This window comes from Streptomyces sp. NPDC005551, assembly GCF_042871785.1.
In the GTDB taxonomy this organism is placed as follows: domain Bacteria; phylum Actinomycetota; class Actinomycetes; order Streptomycetales; family Streptomycetaceae; genus Streptomyces.
Genome location: NZ_JBIAJE010000009.1, coordinates 131308 through 154563, shown reverse-complemented (window position 1 = coordinate 154563; position 23256 = coordinate 131308). Strand labels below are relative to the sequence as shown.

The window sequence follows — 23256 nt, the reverse complement described above, 5'->3', positions numbered from 1 at the left end:
CTAAGCCGGGGGAGCGACGGGTGGGGAGGGTGTTTCCCGTTCGTTAGACCCAGGTATCCAGCCACATCCGTGAACGCCAGTCGTCGATCGGGATGGCGGTGCCGGTGTAGATCGGCCAGAAGTAGATGAAGTTCCAGGCGATCAGCAGGACCAGGACGCCCGCCGCGGCGGCGCCCGCGACGCGGCGGCGTTCACTGGATCCCGGGGGGCCGAGGAGCGCGCCGATCAGCATGGCGACGGCCAGGCAGAGGAACGGCACGAAGACGACGGCGTAGAAGAAGAAGATCGTGCGTTCCTGGTACATGAACCAGGGGAGGTACCCGGCGGCGACGGCGCAGGCGATCGCGCCCGCCCGCCAGTCGCGGCGGAACGCCCAGCGCCACAGCACGTACAGGACCGCGAAGCACGCCGCCCACCACAGCAGCGGGGTGCCCAGCGCGAGGACCTCGCGGGCGCACTTCCCGCCGGCGTCAACCGGGCAGCCGTCCTTGCCGGGCGCCGGGGACTCGTAGAAGTACGAGACGGGACGGCCGGTGACCAGCCAGCTCCACGGATTCGACTGGTAGGTGTGCGGCGACGAGAGGCCCACGTGGAACCTGTAGACCTCGTGCTCGTAGTGCCACAGGCTGCGCAGCCAGTCCGGCAGCACCGTCCAGTTGCCGCCCTTGCCGTCGGTCGCGGCCCAGTTGCGGAAGTAGCCGCCGCTGCCGTCGGCGGGGGAGAGGATCCAGCCGGTCCAGGAGGCCAGGTAGACGACGACGGCGACCGGCACCGTGGCCAGGAAGGTGATACCGGTGTCGTGCCTGAGGACGGCCGAGTACGGATGGCGGGCGCCCGCGACGCGACGCGAGCCGACGTCCCACAGGACGGCCAGCACGCAGAACGCGGCCAGCACGTAGAGGCCGTTCCACTTCGTGCCGATGGCCAGCCCCAGCAGCACGCCGGCCCCCCAGCGCCAGGGACGCAGGCCGAGGCGGACGGACTCGGCCGTGTGCTGGTCGGGGCGCACGACACCGTCCTGGTCGGCGGGGAGCGCCGCGGCCAGCCGCGTGCGCGCCTTGTCCCGGTCGACCACCAGACAGCCGAAGGCCGCCAGCACGAAGAACATCAGCACGCCGTCCAGCAGCGACGTACGGCTCATCACGAAGTGCAGCCCGTCCACCGCCAGCAGCGCGCCCGCGAGGCACCCGAGGAACGTGGAGCGGAAGATCCGGCGGCCGATCCGGCACACCAGCAGCACGGACAGCGTGCCGAGCAGCGCCGTCATGAAGCGCCAGCCGAACGGGTCGAAGCCGAACATCATCTCGCCGAGCCCGATGACGTACTTGCCGACCGGCGGGTGCACCACGTACGCGGCGTCCGTGGGGACGGACACGTGGCCGTTGCCCTGGAGGATCAGGTCGTTGGCGTCCTTGGCCCAGTTGACCTCGTACCCGCGGTGGACCAGTGCCCAGGCGTCCTTGGCGTAGTACGTCTCGTCGAATATCACCGCCCTCGGGCCGCCCAGGTTCCAGAACCGCATCAGCCCGGCCAACAGGGTCACGAGCAGCGGACCGCCCCACCCCGACCAGCGCGTGACGCGTTCGGCGACCTCGTGGCGCAGCCCGAACGCGGCCCAGACGCGCGGGCTGGGCGCCGCGTACGGCGGCACGAGGCGGTCGCGGACATCACTTCGGGGCTTCGCCGAATAGCCGAAGCGCCGCAGCCGCTGCTGCCACGACGGCCGCTGCTCTTCGGTGGCCCGGCCCTGCCGGGTGTCCGTGGAGGACGCGGTACTGGTCACCGCGCCATCGTAGGGAACGTCTCTGTGGGAGTCCCGTCCCCGGGCCCTGCGAGGATGGAAACGTGACAGGAACCCTTGTACTGGCAGGCACTCCCATCGGCGACGTGAGCGACGCTCCGCCCCGGCTCGCGAAGGAGCTGGCGACCGCGGACGTCGTGGCCGCCGAGGACACGCGACGGCTGCGCAGGCTCGCGCAGGCCCTGGACGCGCTGCCGACGGGGCGGGTGGTCTCGTACTTCGAGGGGAACGAGGCGGCCCGCACCCCGGAGCTGGTCGAGGCGCTGGTCGGCGGGGCCAGGGTGCTGCTGGTGACCGACGCCGGGATGCCGTCCGTCTCCGACCCGGGCTACCGCCTGGTCGCCGCCGCTGTCGAGAAGGACATCAAGGTCACCGCCGTGCCGGGCCCGTCCGCGGTGCTCACCGCGCTCGCGCTGTCCGGGCTGCCCGTCGACCGGTTCTGCTTCGAGGGGTTCCTGCCGCGGAAGGCGGGCGAACGCCTGTCGCGGCTGCGGGAGGTCGCCGAGGAGCGCCGCACCCTCGTGTACTTCGAGGCGCCGCACCGGCTCGACGACACCCTCGCCGCGATGGCGGAGGTGTTCGGCGAGGGCCGCCGGGCCGCCGTCTGCCGTGAACTGACGAAGACGTACGAGGAGGTCAAGCGCGGCCCGCTGGGCGAGTTGGCCGCCTGGGCCGCCGAGGGGGTGCGCGGCGAGATCACCGTGGTCGTCGAGGGCGCCCCCGAGAAGGGCACCGGGGACCTGGACGCCGGCGAACTGGTGCTCAGGGTGCGGGTGCGCGAGGAGGCGGGGGAGCGGCGCAAGGAGGCGATCGCCGCCGTGGCCGCCGAGGCGGGGATTCCCAAGCGGGAGGTCTTCGACGCCGTCGTGGCGGCGAAGAACGCGGCCCGCGGCGCCCCATAGGCGGGCAAAGGACGGCCGGGAAAGGCAAAGCCCGGCCGGGCTCCGGGGGCGCTGCGGCAAGGAAGGGCCAAGACGGATCCAACACTCGGCAGATCTGCTGCGTCCGCGCCGGGGGAGGCGTCCACTGGTCGCGGGGGCGCACCCGCCCCTCGCCTTCGGGGGGCGCAGTGGGGAGTCGGCTCCCCCTCCCGCGACGGAGGCGCTTGTCCGGCGGACAAGAGGAGCTGGCATGAGTGAGATCGCAGGGCGGACCGGCCGGGGCACCCCGGCGGCCGACGTCGTCCACGAGTCGTATTCCTTCGCCTGCATGCGCTGCGGGCACGGCTGGGAGCAGTCGTACGAGATCGAGCACCACCGCGACGCCGAGGGCACCGCGTTCGTGACCTACCTCGCCGACGGCCTGGTGGTGCCGTCGCCGCTGAGCCGTCCCACCTGCCTGAACTGCGACAACCACCTGGTGCGCATCATGCGCGCCGGACAGGTGTCCTCGGCGCTGAACTCCCTGCGGCGGCAGCCGCCCGCGCTGCCCCGGCAGGCCTCGGCGGAACCCGCCGGCCCGGACCACGCGCCCGGGCCCGAGGAGCGGCACCACTGGCACTTCTCGGACCTGCTGCACCCCTTCCACCACCGCAGGGCGAGCTGATCCCCTCCGTGACGGCGGGCGGGCCGGCGCCCTTGCGTCGCCGGCGAACTGATCCGCCGACCGTGACGACAGGCCGGGCGTGCCCCCTTCGTAGGATCGGGGCATGCCTTCCAACGCCGAAGCCCCGCCCCTGCCGGAACCGCTGCGCGTCGCCGTCGCCGACTCGCACACCCACCTCGACATGCAGTCCGGCACGGTCGAGGAAGGCCTCGCCAAGGCCGCGTCGGTCGGCGTGACCACGGTCGTCCAGGTCGGCTGCGACGTCAACGGCTCCCGGTGGGCGGCGCAGACCGCCCTGGAGCACGACGCCGTCCACGCGGCCGTCGCGCTGCACCCCAACGAGGCGCCCCGCATCGTGCACGGCGATCCCGGCGGAGGAGGGTCCCGCCAGGGCGCACGCGCCGCGGGCGGTGACGCCGCCCTGGACGAGGCCCTCGCCGAGATCGACCGGCTGGCCGCCCTGCCCCAGGTCAAGGGCGTCGGCGAGACCGGACTCGACTACTTCCGCACCGGCCCCGAGGGCAAGGCGGCCCAGGAGCGCTCCTTCCGCGCCCACATCGAGATCGCCAAGCGGCACGGCAAGGCCCTGGTCATCCACGACCGCGAGGCCCACGCCGACGTGCTGCGCGTCCTCAAGGAGGAGGGCGCCCCGGAGCGGACCGTCTTCCACTGCTACTCGGGCGACGCGGCGATGGCCGAGGTCTGCGCCCGCGCCGGGTACTTCATGTCCTTCGCCGGCAACATGACCTTCAAGAACGCCCAGCCGCTGCGCGACGCGCTCGCCGCCGCCCCGCTGGAACTGGTCCTGGTGGAGACCGACGCGCCGTTCCTGACCCCGGTGCCGTACCGCGGACGGCCCAACGCCCCGTACCTCGTGCCGGTCACGGTCCGTGCGATGGCGGCCGTGCGGGGCATCGGCGAGGACGCGATGGCGACGGCGCTGGCCGCCAACACGGCCCGCGCGTTCGATTACTGACCCATAACGCTTCCACGGGTTTCCCGGGTCCCGCCCCCGGGAGAGTGTCGCCACGCTGTGTAGCCGCGTTGCTTGGGAGAGTGACGACCGCTCCGCTAGGTTCTGGTCGCCCGATCCCCCTGGAGCGTCGTCGTGAGCAACTCGCAGTACGAGACGTACGAGACGTACGGCCCGGCCGGCCGGTGCGGCCCGGCCGTCTTCGACCCGCCGGCGCCCTGCGACGTCCTCGCCCCGCACAGCGCGCCGACGCTGCCCCACCAGTTCCTCGACCCGCACAGCGCGCCGACGCTGCCCCACGAGTTCCTCGACCCGCACAGCGCGCCGACGCTGCCCCACCAGTTCCTCGACCCGCACAGCGCGCCGACGCTGCCCCACCAGTCTCTCGACCCGCACCAGGCGCCGACGCTGCCCTACGACGTCCGCGCCGCGCCCGGGGCCGCCAAGGACACCCGCCGGCCCGCCCACGAGGAGCCGACGCCGGCGCGGCGGACCGTCCCGGACGGCGGGCTCCCCGGCTACGGCGCCGCACCCGCGGCCGGCGGTGCGCTCTCCGGGGGGCCGCTCTCCGGCGGGCGCGCCGGAGCCCGCCGCGCCGCCCGCCGCAGACGCACCGCCGTACGGCAGGACCCCCTGCGCCGGCTGCTGCCGCAGGCGCTGGTCGTGGCGTTCCTGGCGGGCGGCACCACCGCGTTCGTCGCCGAGGACAAGGCGGTCGAGCTGACCGTCGACGGCAGGCCGCGCACGCTGCACACCTTCGCGGACGACGTGACCGAGCTGCTCGCGGACGAGGGCGTTCAGGTCGGCGCCCACGACCTCGTGGCGCCCGCCCCCGGCACGCCCCTGGCCAGCGGGGACGAGGTCGCCGTCCGCTACGGGCGCCCCGTGCGCCTCACCCTCGACGGCGAGCGGCGCGAGGTGTGGACGACGGCGCACACCGTGGAGGAGGCGCTCCGGCAGCTCGGGGTGCGGGCGGAGGGCGCGTACGTGTCCACCTCCCCCACCCGGCGGATCGGCCGGCAGGGGCTGACGCTCCACGTCCGCACGGAGCGCACCGTCACGGTCATGGCGGACGGGCGGGCGCGGACGATCCGCACGAACGCCGCGACCGTCCTGGAGGCCGTCGGCGAGGCCGGCATCACCCTGCACGGCCAGGACACGACCTCCGTGCCGCCCGGCAGCTTCCCGCGGGACGGGCAGACCGTCACCGTCATGCGGATCACCGGGACCAGGGAGGTCCGCGAGGAGCTGATCCCGTTCGCGGAGGAGCGGACACGGGACGCGACGCTGTTCCGGGGCACGGAGGTGGTCGAACGGGCCGGGCGGCCCGGCACCCGGCGGGTCACGTACCTGGTGCGCACCGTGAACGGCGTCAGACAAAGACCCCGGCGGGTGCGGGCCGAGGTGGTGCGCGAGCCGCAGACGCAGGTGGTGAAGGTCGGCACGAAGACGCCGCCGGCGTCGGTCGCCGGGGCCGACCACCTCGACTGGGCCGGGCTCGCCGCGTGCGAGTCGGGCGGCCGGCCGGCGGCGGTGGATCCCTCCGGGACGTACGGCGGGCTCTACCAGTTCGACACGCGCACCTGGCAGAGCCTCGGGGGTTCGGGCCGGCCGCAGGACGCGCCGGCGGCGGAGCAGACGTTCCGGGCGAAGAAGCTGTACGTACAGCGGGGCGCGAGCCCCTGGCCCCACTGCGGCACCCGCCTCCACGGCTGACGGCCCCCGGGGGATCCGCACTGCGGCACCCGCGCGCCACGGCTGACGGCCCCCGGGGGATCCGCCGCCGTACCCCCGTGACCGCCTGAACGGCAGCGTCCTCGAACGCCGCAGGGGCGGAAAACTCCCCGGCGCCGCAGGGGCGCGAGAAGTGGCCGTCGCCCACCCGTACCCTTGGTGCGTGAGCAGCCCCACCCCCGACGCCCTCCTGGGCCCCGCCGACGTCCGCGAACTCGCGGCCGTCCTCGGCGTGCGGCCCACCAAGCAGCGCGGCCAGAACTTTGTGATCGACGCGAACACCGTGCGGCGGATCGTGCGGACCGCCGGTGTGCGCTCCGACGACGTGGTCGTCGAGGTCGGACCCGGCCTCGGGTCGCTGACCCTGGGTCTGCTGGAGGCCGCCGACCGGGTCGTCGCCGTCGAGATCGACGACGTGCTCGCGGGAGCGCTGCCCGCGACCATCGAGGCGCGGATGCCGCAGCGGGCCGGGCGGTTCTCGCTCGTGCACTCCGACGCGATGCACGTGACCGAGCTGCCGGGCCCCGCGCCCACCGCGCTCGTCGCGAACCTGCCGTACAACGTGGCTGTGCCGGTGCTGCTGCACATGCTGGAGGCCTTCCCGACCATCGAGCGGACGCTCGTGATGGTGCAGGCGGAGGTGGCCGACCGGCTCGCGGCGGCGCCCGGCTCCAAGGTGTACGGGGTGCCGTCCGTGAAGGCCAACTGGTACGCCGAGGTGAAGCGCGCCGGCGCCATCGGGCGGAACGTGTTCTGGCCCGCGCCGAACGTGGACAGCGGCCTGGTGTCGCTGGTGCGCCGGGCCGAGCCCCTGAAGACCACGGCCTCGCGGCGCGAGGTCTTCGCCGTCGTGGACGCCGCGTTCGCGCAGCGCCGCAAGACCCTGCGGGCGGCGCTCGCCGGATGGGCGGGGTCCGCCGCGGACGCCGAGGCCGCGCTCGTCGCCGCGGGGGTCTCGCCGCAGGCCCGCGGGGAGGCGCTGACGGTCGAGGAGTTCGTCCGCATCGCGGAGAACCGCGCCGAACGGCCCGCGGACGCCGGGCACGCCGGACACAAGGGGTCGAGGGCATCGTGACGGTGACGGTACGCGTCCCGGCCAAGGTCAACGTCCAGCTCGCGGTGGGCCCCGCCCGCCCCGACGGCTTCCACGACCTGGCCAACGTCTTCCTGGCGGTCGGGCTGTACGACGAGGTGACGGCCACCCCGGCGGAGGGGCTGCGGATCACCTGCGCGGGCCCGGACGCCGGACAGGTGCCCCTGGACCGTACGAACCTGGCGGCCCGCGCGGCTCTCGCGCTCGCCGGACGCCACGGCCGCACGCCCGACGTCCACCTCCACATCGCCAAGGACATCCCCGTCGCGGGCGGCATGGCCGGCGGCAGCGCGGACGCGGCCGGCGCGCTGGTCGCCTGCGACACGCTGTGGGGCACGAACGCCTCGCGCGAGGAACTCCTCGACATCTGCGCCGAGTTGGGCAGCGACGTGCCGTTCAGCCTGGTGGGCGGGGCGGCTCTGGGCACCGGGCGCGGCGAGCTGCTGCGCCCGCTGGAGGTCGGCGGGAGTTTCCACTGGGTCTTCGCCGTCGCCGACGGCGGGCTGTCGACACCGGCCGTGTACGCGGAGTTCGACCGCCTCACCTCGCACGTCACCGTTCCCGGACCGGCCGTGTCCCAGGACCTCCTCGACGCCCTGGCGAAGGGAGACCCGGCGGCCCTCGCGGCGGCCGTCTCCAACGACCTCCAGCCCGCGGCACTCTCCCTGTTCCCGAAGCTGACGGACACCCTGGCCGCAGGACGCTCCGCGGGCTCCCTCGCCGCGCTGGTCTCCGGGTCGGGGCCCACGACGGCCTTCCTCGTGCGGGACGCGGAGTCCGCGCGCGAGGTCGCCGGCGCGCTGCGCGCCTCGGGCACCTGCCGGGCGGTACGGGTCACCGAGGGTCCCGCGCCCGGCGCGACCCTGCTCTGAGACCGCGGCCCGGGCCACGGCGGGCGCGGACTACCCTTGAGGGTCGATCGTCCCCCTCGTCAGGAGAGAAATGGCCGTCAATCTGGTCAATGTCGAGTCCGTCAGCAAGGTGTACGGAACCCGTGCCCTGCTCGACGGTGTCTCCCTCGGCGTGTCCGAAGGGGACCGGATCGGCGTGGTCGGCCGCAACGGCGACGGCAAGACCACCCTGATCCGCATGCTCGCCAAGCTGGAGGAGGCGGACACCGGCCGGGTCACGCACTCCGGCGGTCTGCACCTCGGGGTGCTGACGCAGCACGACTCGCTGGACCCGGCGGCGACCGTCCGGCACGAGGTCATCCGGGACCTCGCCGACCACGAGTGGGCGGGCAACGCCAAGATCCGCGACGTGCTGACGGGTCTCTTCGGCGGCCTGGACCTGCCCGGTTTCCCGCAGGGCCTCGACACCGTGATCGGACCGCTGTCCGGCGGTGAGCGGCGGCGCATCGCGCTGGCCAAGCTGCTCATCGACGAGCAGGACCTGATCATCCTCGACGAGCCCACCAACCACCTGGACGTGGAGGGCATCGCCTGGCTGGCCCGGCATCTGCGCGAGCGGCGGTCGGCGCTGGTGTGCGTCACCCACGACCGGTGGTTCCTCGACCAGGTCTGCACCCGCATGTGGGACGTGCAGAAGGGCGACGTCTACGAGTACGAGGGCGGCTACACCGACTACGTCTTCGCCCGCGCCGAGCGGGAGCGGATCGCCGCGACCGAGGAGGTCAAGCGGCAGAACCTGGTCCGCAAGGAGCTGGCGTGGCTGCGCCGGGGCGCACCCGCCCGCACGTCCAAGCCGCGCTTCCGGGTGGAGGCCGCCAACGAGCTGATCGCGGACGTACCGCCGCCGCGGGACACGAGCGAGCTGATGAAGTTCGCCTCGTCGCGGCTCGGCAAGACCGTCTTCGACCTGAAGGACGTGACCGTCCAGGCCGGGCCCAAGCTGCTGCTCAAGCACCTGACCTGGCAGCTCGGTCCGGGCGACCGGATCGGTCTGGTCGGGGTGAACGGCGCGGGCAAGACCTCGCTCCTGCGGGCCATGACCGACGCCGCCCGCAGCGACGGCGAGCAGCAGCCCGCGGCCGGCCGGATCGTCACGGGCAAGACCGTCAAGCTCGCCTACCTGTCCCAGGAGGTCGCCGAACTCGACCCCACCTGGCGGGTGCTGCAGGCCGTGCAGGCCGTGCGGGACCGGGTCGACCTCGGCAAGGGGCGCGAGATGACCGCGGGGCAGCTCTGCGAGACGTTCGGCTTCAGCAAGGAGAAGCAGTGGACGCCCGTCGGCGACCTGTCCGGCGGTGAGCGCCGCCGGCTCCAGCTGCTGCGGCTGCTGATGGACGAGCCCAACGTCCTCTTCCTCGACGAGCCCACCAACGACCTGGACATCGAGACCCTCACGCAGTTGGAGGACGTGCTCGACGGGTGGCCCGGGTCGATGGTCGTGATCTCCCACGACCGGTTCTTCATCGAGCGGACCACCGACAAGGTGTACGCGCTCCTCGGGGACGCCACCCTGCGGATGCTGCCGCGCGGCATCGACGAGTACCTGGAGCGGCGCCACCGTATGGAGGAGGCCGCCGCGGCCGCCGTCCTCGCCGCCGCCCCCGCCCCGGCCAGGTCCGCGTCGGCCGCGGACGCCCGCGCCGCGAAGAAGGAACTCCAGAAGATCGAGCGGCAGTTGGACAAGGTCTCCGACAAGGAGACCAGGCTGCACGCCCAGATCGCCGCCAACGCGACGGACTTCGCGAAGGTGGCCGAACTGGACGCCGAACTGCGGGAGTTGGCCGGCGAGCGCGAGGAGCTCGAACTGCGGTGGCTGGAGCTCGCCGAGGACGCGTAGGACGCGCAGGACGCGGCCGGGTGGGGTGAAGGGCGCGTGAAGGCGCGTAACAAGGGCATCACGGGCCGGTCCTCCCTTGGGAACAGGGGGAGGACCGGCCCCTTGTTCGAGGGCTGCGCAGTGATACAAAGGGCCGTCTGAAGACAGTCTGAGAACCACTCCAGCGCGACCGTGGGTGGCTAAAAATCAGTGAAGAGGGGGAGCGCTGATGACTCAGCCGCCCAACCAGCCGCCCACGGGCGGCCCGGGAACACCGCACGACCAGCCGACCCAGCACGCCTCCGGGGCACCGCGGGACCCGCGGCAGGGCGCCACGCCCCCGCCGCCCCAGGCCCCGCCGGGCCCGCCCGCCGGCGGCCCCCCGCAGGCGCCGCCGCCCGGCTACGGATACCCGCAGCAGCCCGGCCCGTACGCCCAGCCGGGCCCGTACACCCCGCCGCAGCAGCCGGGTCCGTACGGCCGGCCGCCGCAGGCCGGTCCCTACGGCCAGCCCCAGCAGCCGGGCCCCTACGGCCAGCCGGGTCCCTACGGGCAGCCGCCGCAGGCCGGTTACGGCCATCCGCAGGGCCAGTTCCCCGGCGGCCCGGTGCCTCCGCCGCCCGGCGGCGGGTCGAGGAACCCGTTCCGGGGCAAGCCCGCGATGATCATCGGCGCGGCGGTCGCCGCGCTGCTCGTCATAGGCGGCACCGTGCTGGCGGTCTCCAACGGCGATGACGGCGACAAGAAGCCGGTCGCGAAGAAGAGCCAGGACGACAAGCCGACCCAGTCCGCCCCGGTCGACGAGGGCGACGGCAGCGGTGACGGCGGCGAGGACCCGGACAACCTCAACGAGGGCCGCCAGGACGGCGAGGCGAAGGTGCTCTGGTACAAGGAGGCGCCCGACGCCCCCGGTTCCGGCGCCGACGCCCCCGGCATGTGGATCACCGGCAGGACGGCGGTGAAGGCGGCCTACAAGCAGCTCTTCGCCTACGACGTCGGTGACGGCAAGCCCACCTGGGACGCCATCACGTTCCCGCAGAAGATCTGCGCGGCCTCCCGGCAGAAGACGTCCGACGACAAGATCGTCATCGCGTACAAGGCCGGTGCCACGGACGGCGCCAAGTGCAACCAGATCCAGCAGATCGACCTCGCCACCGGCAAGAAGGGCTGGAGCGCGAAGGTCGCCGACGGCGGCCTCTTCGACAGCGCCCTGTCCGTCGAACTGACCATCTCCGGCGACACGTTGATGGTGGGCCGCTCGCAGTCCGGCACCGCGTACGACATGTCCTCGGGCAAGAAGCTGTGGGACAAGAAGAAGTACGGCACGGCCTGCTTCCCGACCGCGTTCGCCGGCGGCAGCAAGCTGATCTCCGTCTCCTCCTGCGGCGCCGGCAGCTCGAACGCGCACGACGAGGTGCAGGAGCTGGACCCGGCGACCGGCAGGACCAGGTGGACGCAGAAGGTCGTCAAGGGCTGGCAGGTCGCGCGGACGTACTCGGTCGACCCGGTCGTCCTGTACCTCACCAACAAGGACAAGAGGCAGTGGAACATCTCCACGCTGAAGAACGACGGCACGATCCGCTCGCAGGTCGACGTCGACGAGTCGTTCGCACCGGAGTGCGGCTGGGCCATCCTCACCCGTGAACTCCAGGGCTGCACGGGGGTCGCGGCCGACGCCAACACCCTCTACCTGCCCACCGAGGCGAAGAGCGGCCCGAACGAGATCGTCGCGATCAGCCTGGAGAGCGGCAAGGAGAAGTGGCGCACCAAGTCGCCCACGGACCAGACGATGCTGCCGCTGAAGCTCGACGGCGGCGACCTCATCGCGTACGTCGAGCCGTCCTACGACGCGGGCGGCCGGATCGTGTCCGTCCCGACCGGGGGCGGCGGCCACAAGACGACGAAGCTGCTGCAGAACCCGCAGGGCACCGCGGAGATCGAGAACGGCTTCTACTCCAAGGCACTCGACTACGTGGACGGACGCTTCTACCTGTCCACGACCCGGCTGACGGGCAACGACGAGTCGAAGGAGAAGCTGATGCTGGCCTACGGCAAGTGACCGCCGGCCCGCCGACAGCGCCCCTTCCCGTCACCCCCGCGCCCCGCGCGTCCTTCGCACTCCGAACACCCCGAGGTAGAGACGTCATGAGCCAGCCGCCGCCCCCGCCGCCGCCCAACCAGCCCCCGCAGCAGGGAGGGTTCGGCGCCCCGCAGGACCCGCCGCCGGGCGGTTTCGGTGCCCCGCAGGACCCGCCGCCGGGCGGTTTCGGCGCGCCCCAGACCCCGCCGCCGGCCCCCGGTTACGGCTACCCGCAGACCCCCCAGCCCCCGCAGACGCCCCCGCCCGCCCCGCCGCAGGGCGCGCCCCCGCAGCCGCCGCAGGGCCCGGGCTACGGCTACCCGCACACCCCGCAGTCGCCGCCGCCCGGACAGCCCGGGTACGGGTATCCGGGCCAGCAGCCCCAGCCGCCGTACGGCTATCCGCAGCCGCAGACCTTCCCGATGCAGCCGCAGGTGCCCCACCAGGGCGGCGGCCGGAAGTTCAGCCCCCAGATGATCATCATCGTCGCGGCCGTCCTCGTCATCGCCCTCATCATCGGCGGCGGTGTCTGGTACAAGTCGACCTCCGGCAAGGACGACAACAGCAAGGACACCTCCGCGGGACCGGGCGGCAACTCCGGCGGCACGGACGCGAAGGGCGGCGGCACCTCCGGCACCTCCGGTGGCGGCGGCGCCAAGGAGAAGGCCCCCTCCGACCCGGCGGCCGAGGTCCTCTTCCAGGTGCCCGCGCACGAGGTCAAGGACGAGCGGATCGACAGCGTCATCGGCTCCTGGCTCACCGACGCGGTGTACGCCAAGGCGGGCGTCAACAAGATCGTGGGCTACGAGCCCGACAGCGGCTCCGAGAAGTGGACTCTCGACCTGCCCGGCCAGACCTGTGCGGGCTCGCGTGAGATCACCGAGGACGGCGTCGCCGCGGTGGTGACCGAGGAGGCCGAGCGCAGCGGCAAGAACGACCGCCACCCCTGCACGAAGGTCGTCGCCTTCGACATGGACAGCGGCAAGGAGCTGTGGACCAAGACGGCCGCCATCAGCGGGACGGACATCGCGTTCGGCGAGGTCACCATCAGCGGCAGCACCGTCGCGGTCGGCGGCGGCTACTCCGGCGGCGCCGCGTTCGACGCGAAGACGGGCAAGGTCCTGTGGCAGCCGAAGGTCAGCTCCTGCAAGGACGTCGGCTACGCCGGCGGCGAGCAGCTCGTCGCGGTCCGCAAGTGCGGTGACTACGGCAACGAGAAGTACCAGGTGCAGTTGCTCGACCCGAAGAGCGGCAGCGTCAGGTGGACGTACAAGCTCCCGGCCGGCATCGACAACGCCAAGGTGATCTCCACCAAGCCGGTGGTCTTCGGCGTCGACTCCGGTGACATCACCGCCTCCGGTGTCACGGACGCGTTCTCGCTCGACGAGAGCGGCAAGCTGCGCACCAAGATCACGCTGGCGGACGGCAAGTACGAGCACGACTGCGGCGTCAACAAGGTGCACGACTGCCACGGCATCGCGGTCGGCAACGACAAGCTGTACGTGCCGACCAAGGAGCACGAGGGAACCGCCCAGTACAGCCGGACCAACGAGATCATCTCGTTCTCGCTGGCCACCGGGAAGACGACCGGCGACCGGATCGACGCGGGCGACGGCTACTCGATGTTCCCCGTCCGGATGGACGGCGCCGACGTCATCGCGTACAAGGACGGCCCGTACGACAAGGGCGCTCAGGTCGTCTCGGTGGACGGCAAGTCGCTGAAGCAGACGAAGCTCCTGGAGACCCCGGCCTCCGAGTCCGTGCTGCGCGCGATCAGCAGCATGGTCCCGAGCTCCTGCGAGCTGCTGTACACCTCCGGCCGCCTGTTCATGGGCAAGGAGCTGATCAGCAAGCCGTACTCGAAGGACGAGAAGGAGTACACGGCTCTCGGGTTCGGCGCCAAGTAGCGCGCGCGGCGCCAGGGAGCGCGCCGCGCGCCAGGACGCGCCGGGTACCGCGCGCGGTACCGCACCCGTGGCCGACGGCCCCGTCCCTGCTCAGGGGCGGGGCCGTCCGCATGGCCCGCATCATGCGCGAGGGAGGGGATTTCGCTGTTCCGGGTCGCTTCTCCCCGGTAGGGGAAGCGCAACGTCGAACAAGCGTGTAGCTTCCGGGGGATGGAGAGCCGGGGGGCTCGTTACCACGGGGAACCAGTGGGGATGCTCAGGGGGACTGGGGGGTTGCTCGATGGGAGTTCGCCTCATGGTGGTCGACGACCACCGACTGCTCGCCGAGGCACTGGCCTCGGCGCTGAAACTGCGCGGGCACCGGGTGCTCGCCGCCGCCGCGCCCGCCGCGGGGGCGGCCGAGCTGGTGATCGCCCGGGCACCCGAGGTGTGCCTGATCGGCACGGCGACACCGGCCGAGCCGGGGATCTTCGACCCGGTGGTGAAGATCAAGCGGGAGCGCCCGCAGGTGGCGGTCCTGGTGCTCGGGCCGGTGCCGAACCCGCGCGGGATCGCCGCCGCCTTCGCCTCCGGTGCCTCCGGGTACGTGCGGCACGACGAGCGGATCGAGGGCGTCGAGCGCGCGATCATGAAGGCGAGGGCCGGGGAGGTCGCCGTGGCCCCGCAGTTGCTTCAGGGCGCGTTCGGCGAGCTGCTCAATCCGGCCGCGCAGCCCGACGACGAGGGCCAGCGGCTGCTCCAGATGCTCACCCCGCGCGAGGTGGAGGTGCTGGTGCGGGTCGCCGACGGTGAGGACACCCGGCTGATCGCGGCGGGGATGGGCATCGCGCCCAGCACCGCGCGCACCCATGTCCAGCGGGTGCTGATGAAACTGGGCGTGGGTTCGCGTCTGGAGGCGGCGGCGCTGGCCGCGCGGACCGGGCTGCTCGACCGGGCGGGTCCGGTGCCGCACCTCCCCGCCGAGACGGGTGCGGGGCCGGAGTGAACTCCGGCCCCGCCTGCCGCGGGCACCGACCGGAACGGCCGGGCCCGGGTGCGTCACGCGTGCTCGTCGGGCGCCCCGGTCTCGGCCGGCGTCGCCGGGGCGATGGGGCGGAGCTTCAGCCACACCAGGAAGAACAGCCCCAGGGCGAGCATGGCGAGGCCCGTCCAGAGATTGATGTTGACGTCCTGGGCCTTCTTCAGGTCGGCGTCGGACGGGTTGATCCCGGCGATCGTGACGATGACGCCGTAGACCACGAACAGGCCGCCGATGATCCGCCGGATGTCGAAGAGACGGGCGGCGGTCGCGGACTTGCTCTCCAGTTCGGAGACTTCGCGCTGCAGTTCGGACATGGTCAGTGCCTCCGATCGGGTCAGAAGGAGTACGGGACGTAGCACAGCGCGGCCAGGGCGATCGCGCTCCAGCCCAGCAGCGCCGGCTTGCGGTACCAGGCGTCGTCGCCCGTGGCGGGCGGTTCCGCGAGCCCCGGGGAGGTCGTTCCGTAAACCAGTCCCGCCAGTTCGGCCTCCGGCTTCGGAGCGGTGAACAGGGTGACGGCGACCATGACGACCGCGCCCGCGACGAAACCGACGATCGCCGAAACGAAGTTGGCGCCCTGGTCGCTCGGGATGCTGATGACACCCTGCTTGTAGATCCAGAAGTAGTTCACCATCGCGGCCGTGGTGCCCGCGACCAGGCCCCAGACACCGGACTTCATCGAGGCGCGCTTCCAGAACATGCCGATGATGAAGACCACGAACATCGGCACGTTGAAGAAGGAGAAGAGCGTCTGGAGGTAGCTCATGATGTTGGAGAAGCTGGAGGCGATGAACGCCGTGCCGATGGAGGCCAGCACACCGATCGCGGTGATCAGCCGGCCGAACTTGACGTAGTAGCCGTCCTCGCGGTCCGTGACCACGTACCGCTGCCAGATGTCGGTGGTGAACACGGTGTTGAAGGACGACACGTTCGCCGCCATGCCCGCCATGAACGCGGCGAGCAGCCCGGTCACCGCGATACCGAGGACGCCGTTGGGCAGCAGCTCCTGCATCAGGTACGGGATGGCGTCGTTGTACTGGAGGTCCGAGCCGCCGGTGCCGATCTTCGGGACGAGGACGGCGGCGACCAGGCCCGGGATCATCACCAGGAACACGATGAAGATCTTCGGGAACGCGGCGATCAGCGGGGTGCGCTGGGCGGCGGAGAGGTTCTTCGCGGACAGCGCGCGCTGCACCTCGGCGAAGTTCGTCGTCCAGTAGCCGAAGGAGAGCACGAAGCCGAGACCGAGGACGATCGTCAGCCAGTTCGCGCCGAGCGGGTTGGCGTCACCGATGCCCGTACCGCCCCAGGCGGACAGGAAGTTGTCGCCGTGGCTCTTGCTGAGCGAGTCGGTCAGGCCGTCCCAGCCGCCGACCTTCTTCAGGCCGAGGACGGAGAGCGGGATGAGCGCGGCGAGGATCACGAAGAACTGCAGGACCTCGTTGTAGATCGCCGAGGACAGACCGCCGAAGGTGATGTACGCGAGGACGAAGAAGCCCGCGACGACGATCGCCACCCACTGCGGCCAGCCCAGCAGCGCCTCGACGACGATCGCCAGCGCGTAGAGGTTCACGCCCGCGATCAGCACGGCGGCGAAGGCGAACAGGACCGAGCTGAGCAGGTGTGCGGACCTGTCGAACCGCTGGAGCAGGAACTCCGGCACCGAGCGGACCTTGGAGCCGTAGTAGAACGGCATCATCACCAGGCCCAGGAAGACCATGGCGGGGATGGCGCCGATCCAGTACCAGTGGACGACGGCCACGCCGTACTGCGCGCCGGTCGCGGCCATGCCGAGGATCTCGGTGGCGCCCAGGTTGGCCGCGACGAACGCGAGGCCCGTGACCCAGGCCGGCAGGGAGCGCCCGGACAGGAAGAAGTCGAGGCTCGTCTTCACCGAGCGGCGCGCGGCGAAGCCGATGCCCAGCACCACGACGAAGTAGATCGCCAGGATCGCGTAGTCGAGCCCGTTCGTGGGGAGTCGGAGCCCTTCGGCGAGATAGGTGCCGTGGGGCAGGGAGGTGGGGGACTGCATAGGAACTCGCTTCGTTGCGTGAACGTATCCGACCGGAACCTACGCCTCCGCGTTCAGAAAATGAACACTTCAGTTGATGTTCTTTGTTTGATTGTGATGTTGACGCCCGTGGGGACTTGTGGTTTGTTGTGTTCGGTTCTGTTTGATGGGTGGGACAGGGGAGTCCGGCAGTGAAGAAGACCTCGACCCGGCTGGCGGACGGCCGTGAGCTCGTCTACTACGACTCGCGGGACGACACGGTGCGCGACGCCGTGGACCGGCGTCCGCTGGAGCCGACCGTCACCACCTCCGAGGTCCGCCGGGACCCGCTGCTCGGCGACTCGGTGGCCGTCGCCTCGCACCGACAGGGCCGCACCTACCACCCGCCGGCCGACGAGTGCCCGCTGTGCCCCTCCCGGGGCGAGCGGCTGAGCGAGATCCCGGACTCCTCGTACGACGTGGTGGTCTTCGAGAACCGTTTCCCCTCGCTGGCCGGTGACTCCGGCCGCTGCGAGGTCGTCTGCTTCACCTCCGACCACGACGCGTCCTTCGCCGACCTCACCGAGGAGCAGGCGGGCCTGGTCCTGGAGGCGTGGACCGACCGCACCGCCGAACTGTCCCATCTCCCCTCCGTCGAACAGGTCTTCTGCTTCGAGAACCGCGGTGCCGAGATCGGCGTCACCCTCGGCCACCCGCACGGCCAGATCTACGCCTACCCCTTCACCACCCCGCGCACCGCCCTGATGCTGCGCTCGCTCGCCGCCCACAAGCAGGCAACCGACGGCGGCAACCTCTTCGACGAGGTCGTGGCACGCGAACTCGCCGAGGGCGAGCGGATCGTCCTGGAGACCGAGCACTGGGCGGCCTTCGTGCCGTACGCGGCGCACTGGCCCTACGAGGTGCACCTCTACCCCAAGCGCCGGGTCCCCGACCTGCTCGGCCTCGACGACGGCGCGCGCACAGAGTTCCCCCAGGTCTATCTGGAACTCTTGAGGCGCTTCGACCGGATCTTCGACCGGCGGGACGGAGGGAAAGAGGGCGAGGGCGAGCCCGCGACGCCGTACATCGCCGCCTGGCACCAGGCGCCGTTCGGCACGCTGGAGGAGTTCGAGGGCGTCGACCGCGACGACTTCGCACTCCACCTCGAGCTTTTCACCATTCGCCGCACTTCCGGCAAGCTGAAGTTTCTCGCGGGTTCCGAGTCCGGCATGAACGTGTTCATCAACGACGTGCCGCCGGAGACCGCGGCTCAGCGACTGCGAGAGGTAGCGAGTTCATGAGTGGGAAGTACCTGGTCACCGGCGGCGCAGGCTATGTCGGCAGCGTGGTCGCGCGGCATCTGCTGGAGGCGGGCCACGAGGTCACCGTCCTCGACAACCTCTCGACCGGCTTCCGCGAAGGAGTCCCGGCGGGCGCCGCGTTCATCGAGGGCGACATCCGCGACGCCACCAAATGGCTGGACTCCTCCTACGACGCGGTCCTGCACTTCGCCGCCTTCTCCCAGGTCGGCGAGTCCGTCGTCAAGCCCGAGAAGTACTGGGACAACAACGTCGGCGGCACCATGGCGCTGCTCGCCGCGATGCGCTCCGCGGGCGTGCGCACACTCGTCTTCTCCTCCACCGCCGCGACCTACGGCGAGCCCGAGGTCACCCCGATCGTGGAGAGCGCGCCGACCGCCCCGACGAACCCCTACGGCGCCTCCAAGCTCGCCGTCGACCACATGATCAGCGGCGAGGCGGCGGCCCACGGACTCGCCGCGGTGTCCCTGCGCTACTTCAACGTGGCCGGCGCCTACGGGGACTGCGGCGAGCGGCACGACCCCGAGTCGCACCTCATCCCGCTGGTCCTCCAGGTCGCCCAGGGCCGCCGCGAGGCGATCTCGGTCTACGGGGACGACTACCCGACCCCGGACGGCACCTGCGTCCGCGACTACATCCACGTCGCCGACCTCGCCGAGGCGCACCTGCTGGCGCTGACCGCGGCCCGCCCGGGCGAGCACCTCATCTGCAACCTCGGCAACGGCAACGGCTTCTCCGTCCGCGAGGTCATCGAGACCGTCCGGCAGGTGACCGGGCACCCGATCCCCGAGGTGGCGGCGCCGCGCCGCGCCGGCGACCCGGCCGTCCTGGTCGCCTCCGCCGCCACCGCGCGCGAGCGGCTCGGCTGGAACCCGTCCCGCGCGGATCTCGCGGGGATCGTCGCGGACGCGTGGGCGTTCGCACAGAACAGGGACTGAGGGAGTACCAGGTGGGGGTTCGCGAAGGATTCCAGGAGCTGTACGGGGCCGCGCCGGAAGGCGTCTGGGCGGCCCCCGGCCGGGTCAACCTGATCGGTGAGTACACGGACTTCAACGAGGGGTTCGTGATGCCGCTCGCCCTGCCGCACACCGCGGTGGCGGCGGTCTCCCGGCGCGACGACGGCGTCCTGCGGCTCCACTCGGCCGACGTCGAGGGCCCCGTCGTCGAACTGCACGTCGACTCGCTCGAGCCGCTGACCAACACCAGCTGGGCCGCGTACCCGGCCGGCGTGGTGTGGGCCCTGCGCGCCGCCGGGCACGCCGTGACCGGCGCCGACGTGCACCTGGCGTCCACCGTGCCGACCGGCGCGGGCCTCTCCTCCTCCGCCGCCCTCGAAGTCGTCACGGCGCTGGCCCTGAACGACCTGTACGAACTCGGCCTCACCCGGCCCGAACTGGCCCGCCTGGCCCAGCGCGCCGAGAACGACTTCGTCGGCGTGCCCTGCGGGATCATGGACCAGACGGCGTCCGCGTGCTGCACCGAGGGGCACGCCCTGCACCTCGACTGCCGCGACCTGTCGATCCGCCAGGTCCCCTTCGACCTCGCCGCACAGGGCCTCGAACTGCTCGTCGTCGACACCCGCGTGAAGCACGCCCTCGGCGACGGCGCCTACGCCGAGCGGCGCCGGGGATGCGAGGAGGGCGCCCGGCAGCTCGGCGTCTCCCACCTGCGCGACGTCGCCCACCAGGACCTCGACGCGGCCCTGGCCCGGCTCTCCGACGAGCGCGTGCGCCGCTACGTACGGCACGTGGTCTCCGACGACCACCGGGTGGAGCGGGTCATCGGCCTGCTGGACGCGGGAGACGTGCGCGGTATCGGGCCCGTCCTCACCGAGGGGCACGCCTCCCTCCGCGACGACCTGCGCATCTCCTGCCCCGAGCTGGACCTCGTGGTCTCCGCGGCCAACGCGGCCGGGGCGCTCGGCGCGCGGATGACCGGCGGGGGCTTCGGCGGTTCGGCCGTCGTCCTGGTGGAGTCCGCCGACGTCGACACCGTCACCAAGGCGGTGACGGAGGCGTTCACCGCGGCCGGCCACACCGCCCCCCGCGTCTTCCCGGCGGTGCCCGCGGCGGGCGCCCACCGGGTGGGCTGAGCGCCGGTCTCCTCAGCCCGTCCGGGCGGTCCGCTGCGCAGCGGCGCACGAGAAGCGGGCCGGGCGTCCGTGTGCCGCGAGGACCACGTCGCTCAGCGGGTCAGACGCTTCGTCAGCGTGTACTCGGTGATCCCCGGCGGATAGCCGGGGATCACGCACACCACCTCGTAGCCCTGCTTCTCGTAGAACCCGGGCGCCTGGAAGTCCCAGGTCTCCAGCCGGGCACTGCGGCACCCGTGGTCGTCCCGCGCCGCCCGCTCCGCCCGGGCGAGCAACCGCGCCCCGAGCCCGGCCCCCCGGTGCCGCTCGTCCACCCAGAGATACGTGACGTGGAGCCAGGTCGCCCACGCGTGCCCGACCAGACCCCCCGCGAGGGCGCCCGTCCCGTCCAGCGCCCAGACATGGAGCGGAACCGCCCGTTCGCCGGAGGTTCCGCGCAGGGAGCGGAGCACCGGGGAGGCCCGCGTGTTGGCGTCCCGCAGCCGCCTGCGCAGCAGATCCCGTCGCTCCCGGTCCACTTCTGTCTCAAGACGGAACATACGGCTCACCATAAACGCGCTGGCCGACCAGTTCTGCAAATCGCCTTCCGCTCCCCGCTCCCGGCCCTACCCTGATGAACAGTGCCGGTGGGGGCCGGCGCTGATCAGGGGGCGAGACAGCCGGGTACGACGCCCGGAGTGGGGGTAGCAGTTCCAGCACGGCGGCGGCCGTGCGGCTGCGTCGCCCCACCCCGGGTCCTGGCGGCCAGGGGGATCATTCCGGGCGCCGTACCTGCGCAGGCCGTCCTCCGACAGTGGGGGTTTCAGTGGTTCGCATCCGTGTCCTGGTCGTCGACGACCACCGCATCTTCGCCGAGTCGCTCGCCGCCGCCCTGGCCGCCGAGCCCGACGTCGACGTGTCCGCGGCGGGCAGTGGCCCCGCCGCACTGCGCTGCCTGGAGCGGGGCGCCGCCGAAGGACGCAGATTCGACGTACTGCTCGTCGACGCGGACCTGGGCGGCAACGTGCCGGGCACGCGTCCGGCCGTCCCCGTGCAGGAGAGCAACGAGGACGGGCTCGTCGACGGGATCTCGCTCGTCGCCGGCGTCCGCTCCGGTCAGCCCCACGTCCGCACGGTGGTGCTCGCCGAGAGGGACGACCCGCGCCGCGCGGCCCTCGCCCTGCAGGCCGGCGCCTCGGGCTGGGTCGCCAAGGACTGCTCGCTGTCCAGGCTGCTGACCGTCATCCGGGGAGTCCTGCGGGACGAGACGCATCTGCCGCCCGCCCTGCTCACCGGCGTGCTGCGGGAGCTGACCGCCGCCCGCAAGCACCGCACCGAGAGCGAGCGGCTGGTGGAGTCCCTCACGCCGCGGGAGCGGGAAGTGCTGCGGTGCATGGTCGCCGGCCTCGGGCGCAAGGCCGTCGCCGAGCGGCTGTTCCTCTCGCCGCACACCGTGCGGACCCACATGCAGAACGTCCTCGGCAAGCTCGGGGTGCACTCCACGCTCGCCGCGGTCGCGCTCGCGCGCCGGGCCGGCGTCGGACCCGCCGACCTAACCGGGGATGTTGTCGAACGGGGCGGTCAACTGGCGTAGCAGCGCGGCCAGTTCGCCGCGCTGTCCGCGGCTGAGCTCCGCGAGGATCGCGCGCTCCTGCTCCAGGAGTCCGGCCAGTGCCTGGTCGGCGCGGTCCTGGCCCTCCTCCGTGAGCCGCACCAGCACGCCGCGCCGGTCGCTGGGGTCGGGCAGCCGCTCCACCAGCCCCTTCTTGGCGAGCCGGTCGATGCGGTTCGTCATCGTGCCCGAGGTGACCAGGGTCTGGGTGAGGAGCTGGCCGGGGGAGAGCTGGTAGGGGGCGCCCGCACGCCGCAGCGACGTCAGGACGTCGAACTCCCAGGGCTCCAGACCGTGCTCGGCGAACGCCAGTCGGCGCGCCCGGTCCAGGTGCCGGGCCAGCCTGCTCACGCGGCTGAGCACCTCGAGCGGTTCCACGTCGAGGTCAGGGCGCTCCCGGCGCCACGCTGCGACCAGCCGATCGACCTCGTCCTCCATGACGATCAGTGTAGTGGTTGTGTCGACGTGAAGTCTCTTGACGTCAAGATACTTGGGGTGTGAGGGTGGAGATCGCCCAGGACACCTCACCCAGGTCACGTCCCCCGCCGGACGCGCCCCTCCAGGAGGCCCGCCATGCCCGCCGCCGCTCCCCGCTGGGACCCCAGCCAGTACCTGCGCCACGCCGACCACCGCGCCCGCCCCTTCGCCGACCTCCTGGCCCGCGTGCCGGCCCTGCCGCGGGAGCCGGCCCGCATCGCCGACCTCGGCTGCGGCCCCGGCAACGCCACCGCCCTGCTCGCCGAACGCTGGCCCACCGCACACATCACCGGCTACGACAACTCCCCGCAGATGCTGCGACGCGCCCGCACCGACCACGCGGGCCCCACCCCGGGCGGCGGCCGCCTCGACTTCGCCGCCGCCGACGCCCGCACCTGGACACCCGCGGAGCCGTACGACCTGATCATCAGCAACGCCACCCTGCAGTGGGTGCCCGGGCACCCCGCGTCCTTCCCCGCCTGGGTCGAGGGCCTCACCCCCGGCGGCACCCTCGCCCTCCAGGTCCCCGGCAACTTCGACTCGCCCAGCCACCGCCTCATGCGCGAGATCGCCCGCTCCCCGCGCTGGCGGGACCGCCTCCGCGAGACGCTGCGCCACGACGGGGCGATCCTCACCCCCGCCGGCTACCTGGACCGCCTCGTCGCCCTCGGCTGCCGGGCCGACGTCTGGGAGACGACGTACCTGCATCTCCTCCCGGGCGAGGACCCGGTGCTGGACTGGGTGAAGGGGACGGGTCTGCGGCCCGTCCTCACCGAGCTGGGCCCGGACGCGGACGCCTTCGTCGACGAGTACCGCGAGGCCCTGCGCACCGCTTACCCGGCCGGCGGACACGGCACGGTGTTCCCGTTCCGCCGCGTCTTCGCCGTCGCCCGGAAGGCGGACTGA

20 protein-coding genes are annotated in these 23256 nt (G+C 72.3%); 15 read left to right on the top strand and 5 right to left on the bottom strand.

The genetic code is table 11. The annotated features are described in order from the left end of the window. Nucleotides 1–43: 43 nt before the first annotated feature. Nucleotides 44–1783: a dolichyl-phosphate-mannose--protein mannosyltransferase gene (locus tag ACFYP4_RS25840; protein ID WP_388788418.1), complete on the bottom strand. Its 1740-nt coding sequence runs from the start codon at nucleotides 1781–1783 to the stop codon at nucleotides 44–46. A 62-nt stretch (nucleotides 1784–1845) separates the two neighbouring features. Here ACFYP4_RS25840 and rsmI point away from each other — a divergent pair, with 62 nt between their 5' ends. From rsmI to ACFYP4_RS25790, 10 genes are all read left to right on the top strand, one after another. Continuing rightward, nucleotides 1846–2703 (top strand): 16S rRNA (cytidine(1402)-2'-O)-methyltransferase, encoded by an 858-nt coding sequence (gene rsmI, locus ACFYP4_RS25835; protein ID WP_358850063.1) that lies wholly within the window; start codon nucleotides 1846–1848, stop codon nucleotides 2701–2703. A gap of 229 nt (nucleotides 2704–2932) precedes the next feature. After that, the gene (locus tag ACFYP4_RS25830; RefSeq protein WP_358850064.1) at nucleotides 2933–3346 is read left to right on the top strand and encodes a hypothetical protein; all 414 of its coding nucleotides are present in this window, start codon (nucleotides 2933–2935) and stop codon (nucleotides 3344–3346) included. 103 nt (nucleotides 3347–3449) lie between these two features. Continuing rightward, nucleotides 3450–4322 carry a TatD family hydrolase gene (locus ACFYP4_RS25825; RefSeq protein ID WP_358850065.1) on the top strand — a complete coding sequence of 291 codons (873 nt, stop codon included), beginning with the start codon at nucleotides 3450–3452 and terminating at the stop codon, nucleotides 4320–4322. Nucleotides 4323–4454: 132 nt separating this feature from the next. Beyond that, on the top strand, nucleotides 4455–6035 hold the full coding sequence (locus ACFYP4_RS25820; protein WP_388788413.1) for a ubiquitin-like domain-containing protein: 1581 nt from the start codon (nucleotides 4455–4457) through the stop codon (nucleotides 6033–6035). 181 nt (nucleotides 6036–6216) lie between these two features. Next, nucleotides 6217–7128, top strand: coding sequence for a 16S rRNA (adenine(1518)-N(6)/adenine(1519)-N(6))-dimethyltransferase RsmA (gene rsmA, locus ACFYP4_RS25815; protein ID WP_388788410.1), 912 nt, complete (start codon nucleotides 6217–6219; stop codon nucleotides 7126–7128). After that, a complete protein-coding gene (locus tag ACFYP4_RS25810) occupies nucleotides 7125–8018 on the top strand; it encodes a 4-(cytidine 5'-diphospho)-2-C-methyl-D-erythritol kinase (RefSeq protein ID WP_388788407.1) in 894 nt (297 codons plus the stop codon). Before rsmA ends, ACFYP4_RS25810 begins: the two co-directional genes overlap by 4 nt. Before the next feature lie 70 nt (nucleotides 8019–8088). Further along, nucleotides 8089–9894 (top strand): ABC-F family ATP-binding cassette domain-containing protein, encoded by a 1806-nt coding sequence (locus ACFYP4_RS25805; protein ID WP_388788404.1) that lies wholly within the window; start codon nucleotides 8089–8091, stop codon nucleotides 9892–9894. Nucleotides 9895–10102: 208 nt separating this feature from the next. Next, nucleotides 10103–11932, top strand: coding sequence for a PQQ-binding-like beta-propeller repeat protein (locus ACFYP4_RS25800; protein WP_388788401.1), 1830 nt, complete (start codon nucleotides 10103–10105; stop codon nucleotides 11930–11932). 86 nt (nucleotides 11933–12018) lie between these two features. After that, nucleotides 12019–13860, top strand: a complete 1842-nt coding sequence (locus ACFYP4_RS25795) for a PQQ-binding-like beta-propeller repeat protein (RefSeq protein WP_358850071.1) — start codon at nucleotides 12019–12021, stop codon at nucleotides 13858–13860. Between the two features lie 280 nt (nucleotides 13861–14140). Next, nucleotides 14141–14845 (top strand): LuxR C-terminal-related transcriptional regulator, encoded by a 705-nt coding sequence (locus tag ACFYP4_RS25790; RefSeq protein ID WP_358850072.1) that lies wholly within the window; start codon nucleotides 14141–14143, stop codon nucleotides 14843–14845. 53 nt (nucleotides 14846–14898) lie between these two features. Here ACFYP4_RS25790 and ACFYP4_RS25785 read toward each other — a convergent pair whose 3' ends face one another. After that, on the bottom strand, nucleotides 14899–15195 hold the full coding sequence (locus ACFYP4_RS25785; protein WP_358850073.1) for a hypothetical protein: 297 nt from the start codon (nucleotides 15193–15195) through the stop codon (nucleotides 14899–14901). Between the two features lie 20 nt (nucleotides 15196–15215). After that, a complete protein-coding gene (locus tag ACFYP4_RS25780; protein ID WP_358850074.1) occupies nucleotides 15216–16913 on the bottom strand; it encodes a sodium:solute symporter family protein in 1698 nt (565 codons plus the stop codon). 170 nt (nucleotides 16914–17083) lie between these two features. Here ACFYP4_RS25780 and galT point away from each other — a divergent pair, with 170 nt between their 5' ends. The 3 genes from galT to galK are packed head-to-tail and all read left to right on the top strand — an operon-like array spanning nucleotide 17084 to nucleotide 20282. Then, nucleotides 17084–18172, top strand: coding sequence for a galactose-1-phosphate uridylyltransferase (gene galT, locus ACFYP4_RS25775; RefSeq protein WP_358850075.1), 1089 nt, complete (start codon nucleotides 17084–17086; stop codon nucleotides 18170–18172). Next, nucleotides 18169–19128: a UDP-glucose 4-epimerase GalE gene (gene galE / locus ACFYP4_RS25770; protein WP_358850076.1), complete on the top strand. Its 960-nt coding sequence runs from the start codon at nucleotides 18169–18171 to the stop codon at nucleotides 19126–19128. The genes galT and galE overlap by 4 nt, the downstream gene beginning before the upstream one ends. A gap of 11 nt (nucleotides 19129–19139) precedes the next feature. Beyond that, the gene (gene galK, locus ACFYP4_RS25765; RefSeq protein WP_358850077.1) at nucleotides 19140–20282 is read left to right on the top strand and encodes a galactokinase; all 1143 of its coding nucleotides are present in this window, start codon (nucleotides 19140–19142) and stop codon (nucleotides 20280–20282) included. A 92-nt stretch (nucleotides 20283–20374) separates the two neighbouring features. On the opposite strand, the gene ACFYP4_RS25760 is transcribed toward galK, so the two are convergent. Then, a complete protein-coding gene (locus ACFYP4_RS25760; protein WP_388788394.1) occupies nucleotides 20375–20833 on the bottom strand; it encodes a GNAT family N-acetyltransferase in 459 nt (152 codons plus the stop codon). A gap of 254 nt (nucleotides 20834–21087) precedes the next feature. On the opposite strand from ACFYP4_RS25760, the gene ACFYP4_RS25755 reads away from it, so the two are divergent. Further along, nucleotides 21088–21855, top strand: coding sequence for a response regulator transcription factor (locus tag ACFYP4_RS25755; protein ID WP_358850079.1), 768 nt, complete (start codon nucleotides 21088–21090; stop codon nucleotides 21853–21855). Here the strand turns inward: ACFYP4_RS25755 and ACFYP4_RS25750 are convergent. Then, nucleotides 21814–22311, bottom strand: coding sequence for a MarR family transcriptional regulator (locus ACFYP4_RS25750; protein WP_358850080.1), 498 nt, complete (start codon nucleotides 22309–22311; stop codon nucleotides 21814–21816). The two genes, ACFYP4_RS25755 and ACFYP4_RS25750, sit on opposite strands and share 42 nt — an antisense overlap. Nucleotides 22312–22446: 135 nt before the next feature. Here ACFYP4_RS25750 and ACFYP4_RS25745 point away from each other — a divergent pair, with 135 nt between their 5' ends. After that, on the top strand, nucleotides 22447–23256 hold the full coding sequence (locus ACFYP4_RS25745) for a trans-aconitate 2-methyltransferase (protein WP_388788390.1): 810 nt from the start codon (nucleotides 22447–22449) through the stop codon (nucleotides 23254–23256).

Excerpts from the sequence above, each read along its gene's own strand:
- ACFYP4_RS25830 (WP_358850064.1), top strand. The coding sequence starts at position 2,933 with ATGAGTGAGATCGCAGGGCGGACCGGCCGGGGCACCCCGGCGGCCGAC.
- ACFYP4_RS25825 (WP_358850065.1), top strand. The coding sequence starts at position 3,450 with ATGCCTTCCAACGCCGAAGCCCCGCCCCTGCCGGAACCGCTGCGCGTC.
- ACFYP4_RS25805 (WP_388788404.1), top strand. The coding sequence starts at position 8,089 with ATGGCCGTCAATCTGGTCAATGTCGAGTCCGTCAGCAAGGTGTACGGA.
- ACFYP4_RS25800 (WP_388788401.1), top strand. The coding sequence starts at position 10,103 with ATGACTCAGCCGCCCAACCAGCCGCCCACGGGCGGCCCGGGAACACCG.
- ACFYP4_RS25795 (WP_358850071.1), top strand. The coding sequence starts at position 12,019 with ATGAGCCAGCCGCCGCCCCCGCCGCCGCCCAACCAGCCCCCGCAGCAG.
- ACFYP4_RS25790 (WP_358850072.1), top strand. The coding sequence starts at position 14,141 with ATGGGAGTTCGCCTCATGGTGGTCGACGACCACCGACTGCTCGCCGAG.
- ACFYP4_RS25785 (WP_358850073.1), bottom strand. The coding sequence starts at position 15,195 with ATGTCCGAACTGCAGCGCGAAGTCTCCGAACTGGAGAGCAAGTCCGCG.
- ACFYP4_RS25780 (WP_358850074.1), bottom strand. The coding sequence starts at position 16,913 with ATGCAGTCCCCCACCTCCCTGCCCCACGGCACCTATCTCGCCGAAGGG.
- galE (WP_358850076.1), top strand. The coding sequence starts at position 18,169 with ATGAGTGGGAAGTACCTGGTCACCGGCGGCGCAGGCTATGTCGGCAGC.
- ACFYP4_RS25760 (WP_388788394.1), bottom strand. The coding sequence starts at position 20,833 with ATGGTGAGCCGTATGTTCCGTCTTGAGACAGAAGTGGACCGGGAGCGA.
- ACFYP4_RS25750 (WP_358850080.1), bottom strand. The coding sequence starts at position 22,311 with ATGGAGGACGAGGTCGATCGGCTGGTCGCAGCGTGGCGCCGGGAGCGC.
- ACFYP4_RS25745 (WP_388788390.1), top strand. The coding sequence starts at position 22,447 with ATGCCCGCCGCCGCTCCCCGCTGGGACCCCAGCCAGTACCTGCGCCAC.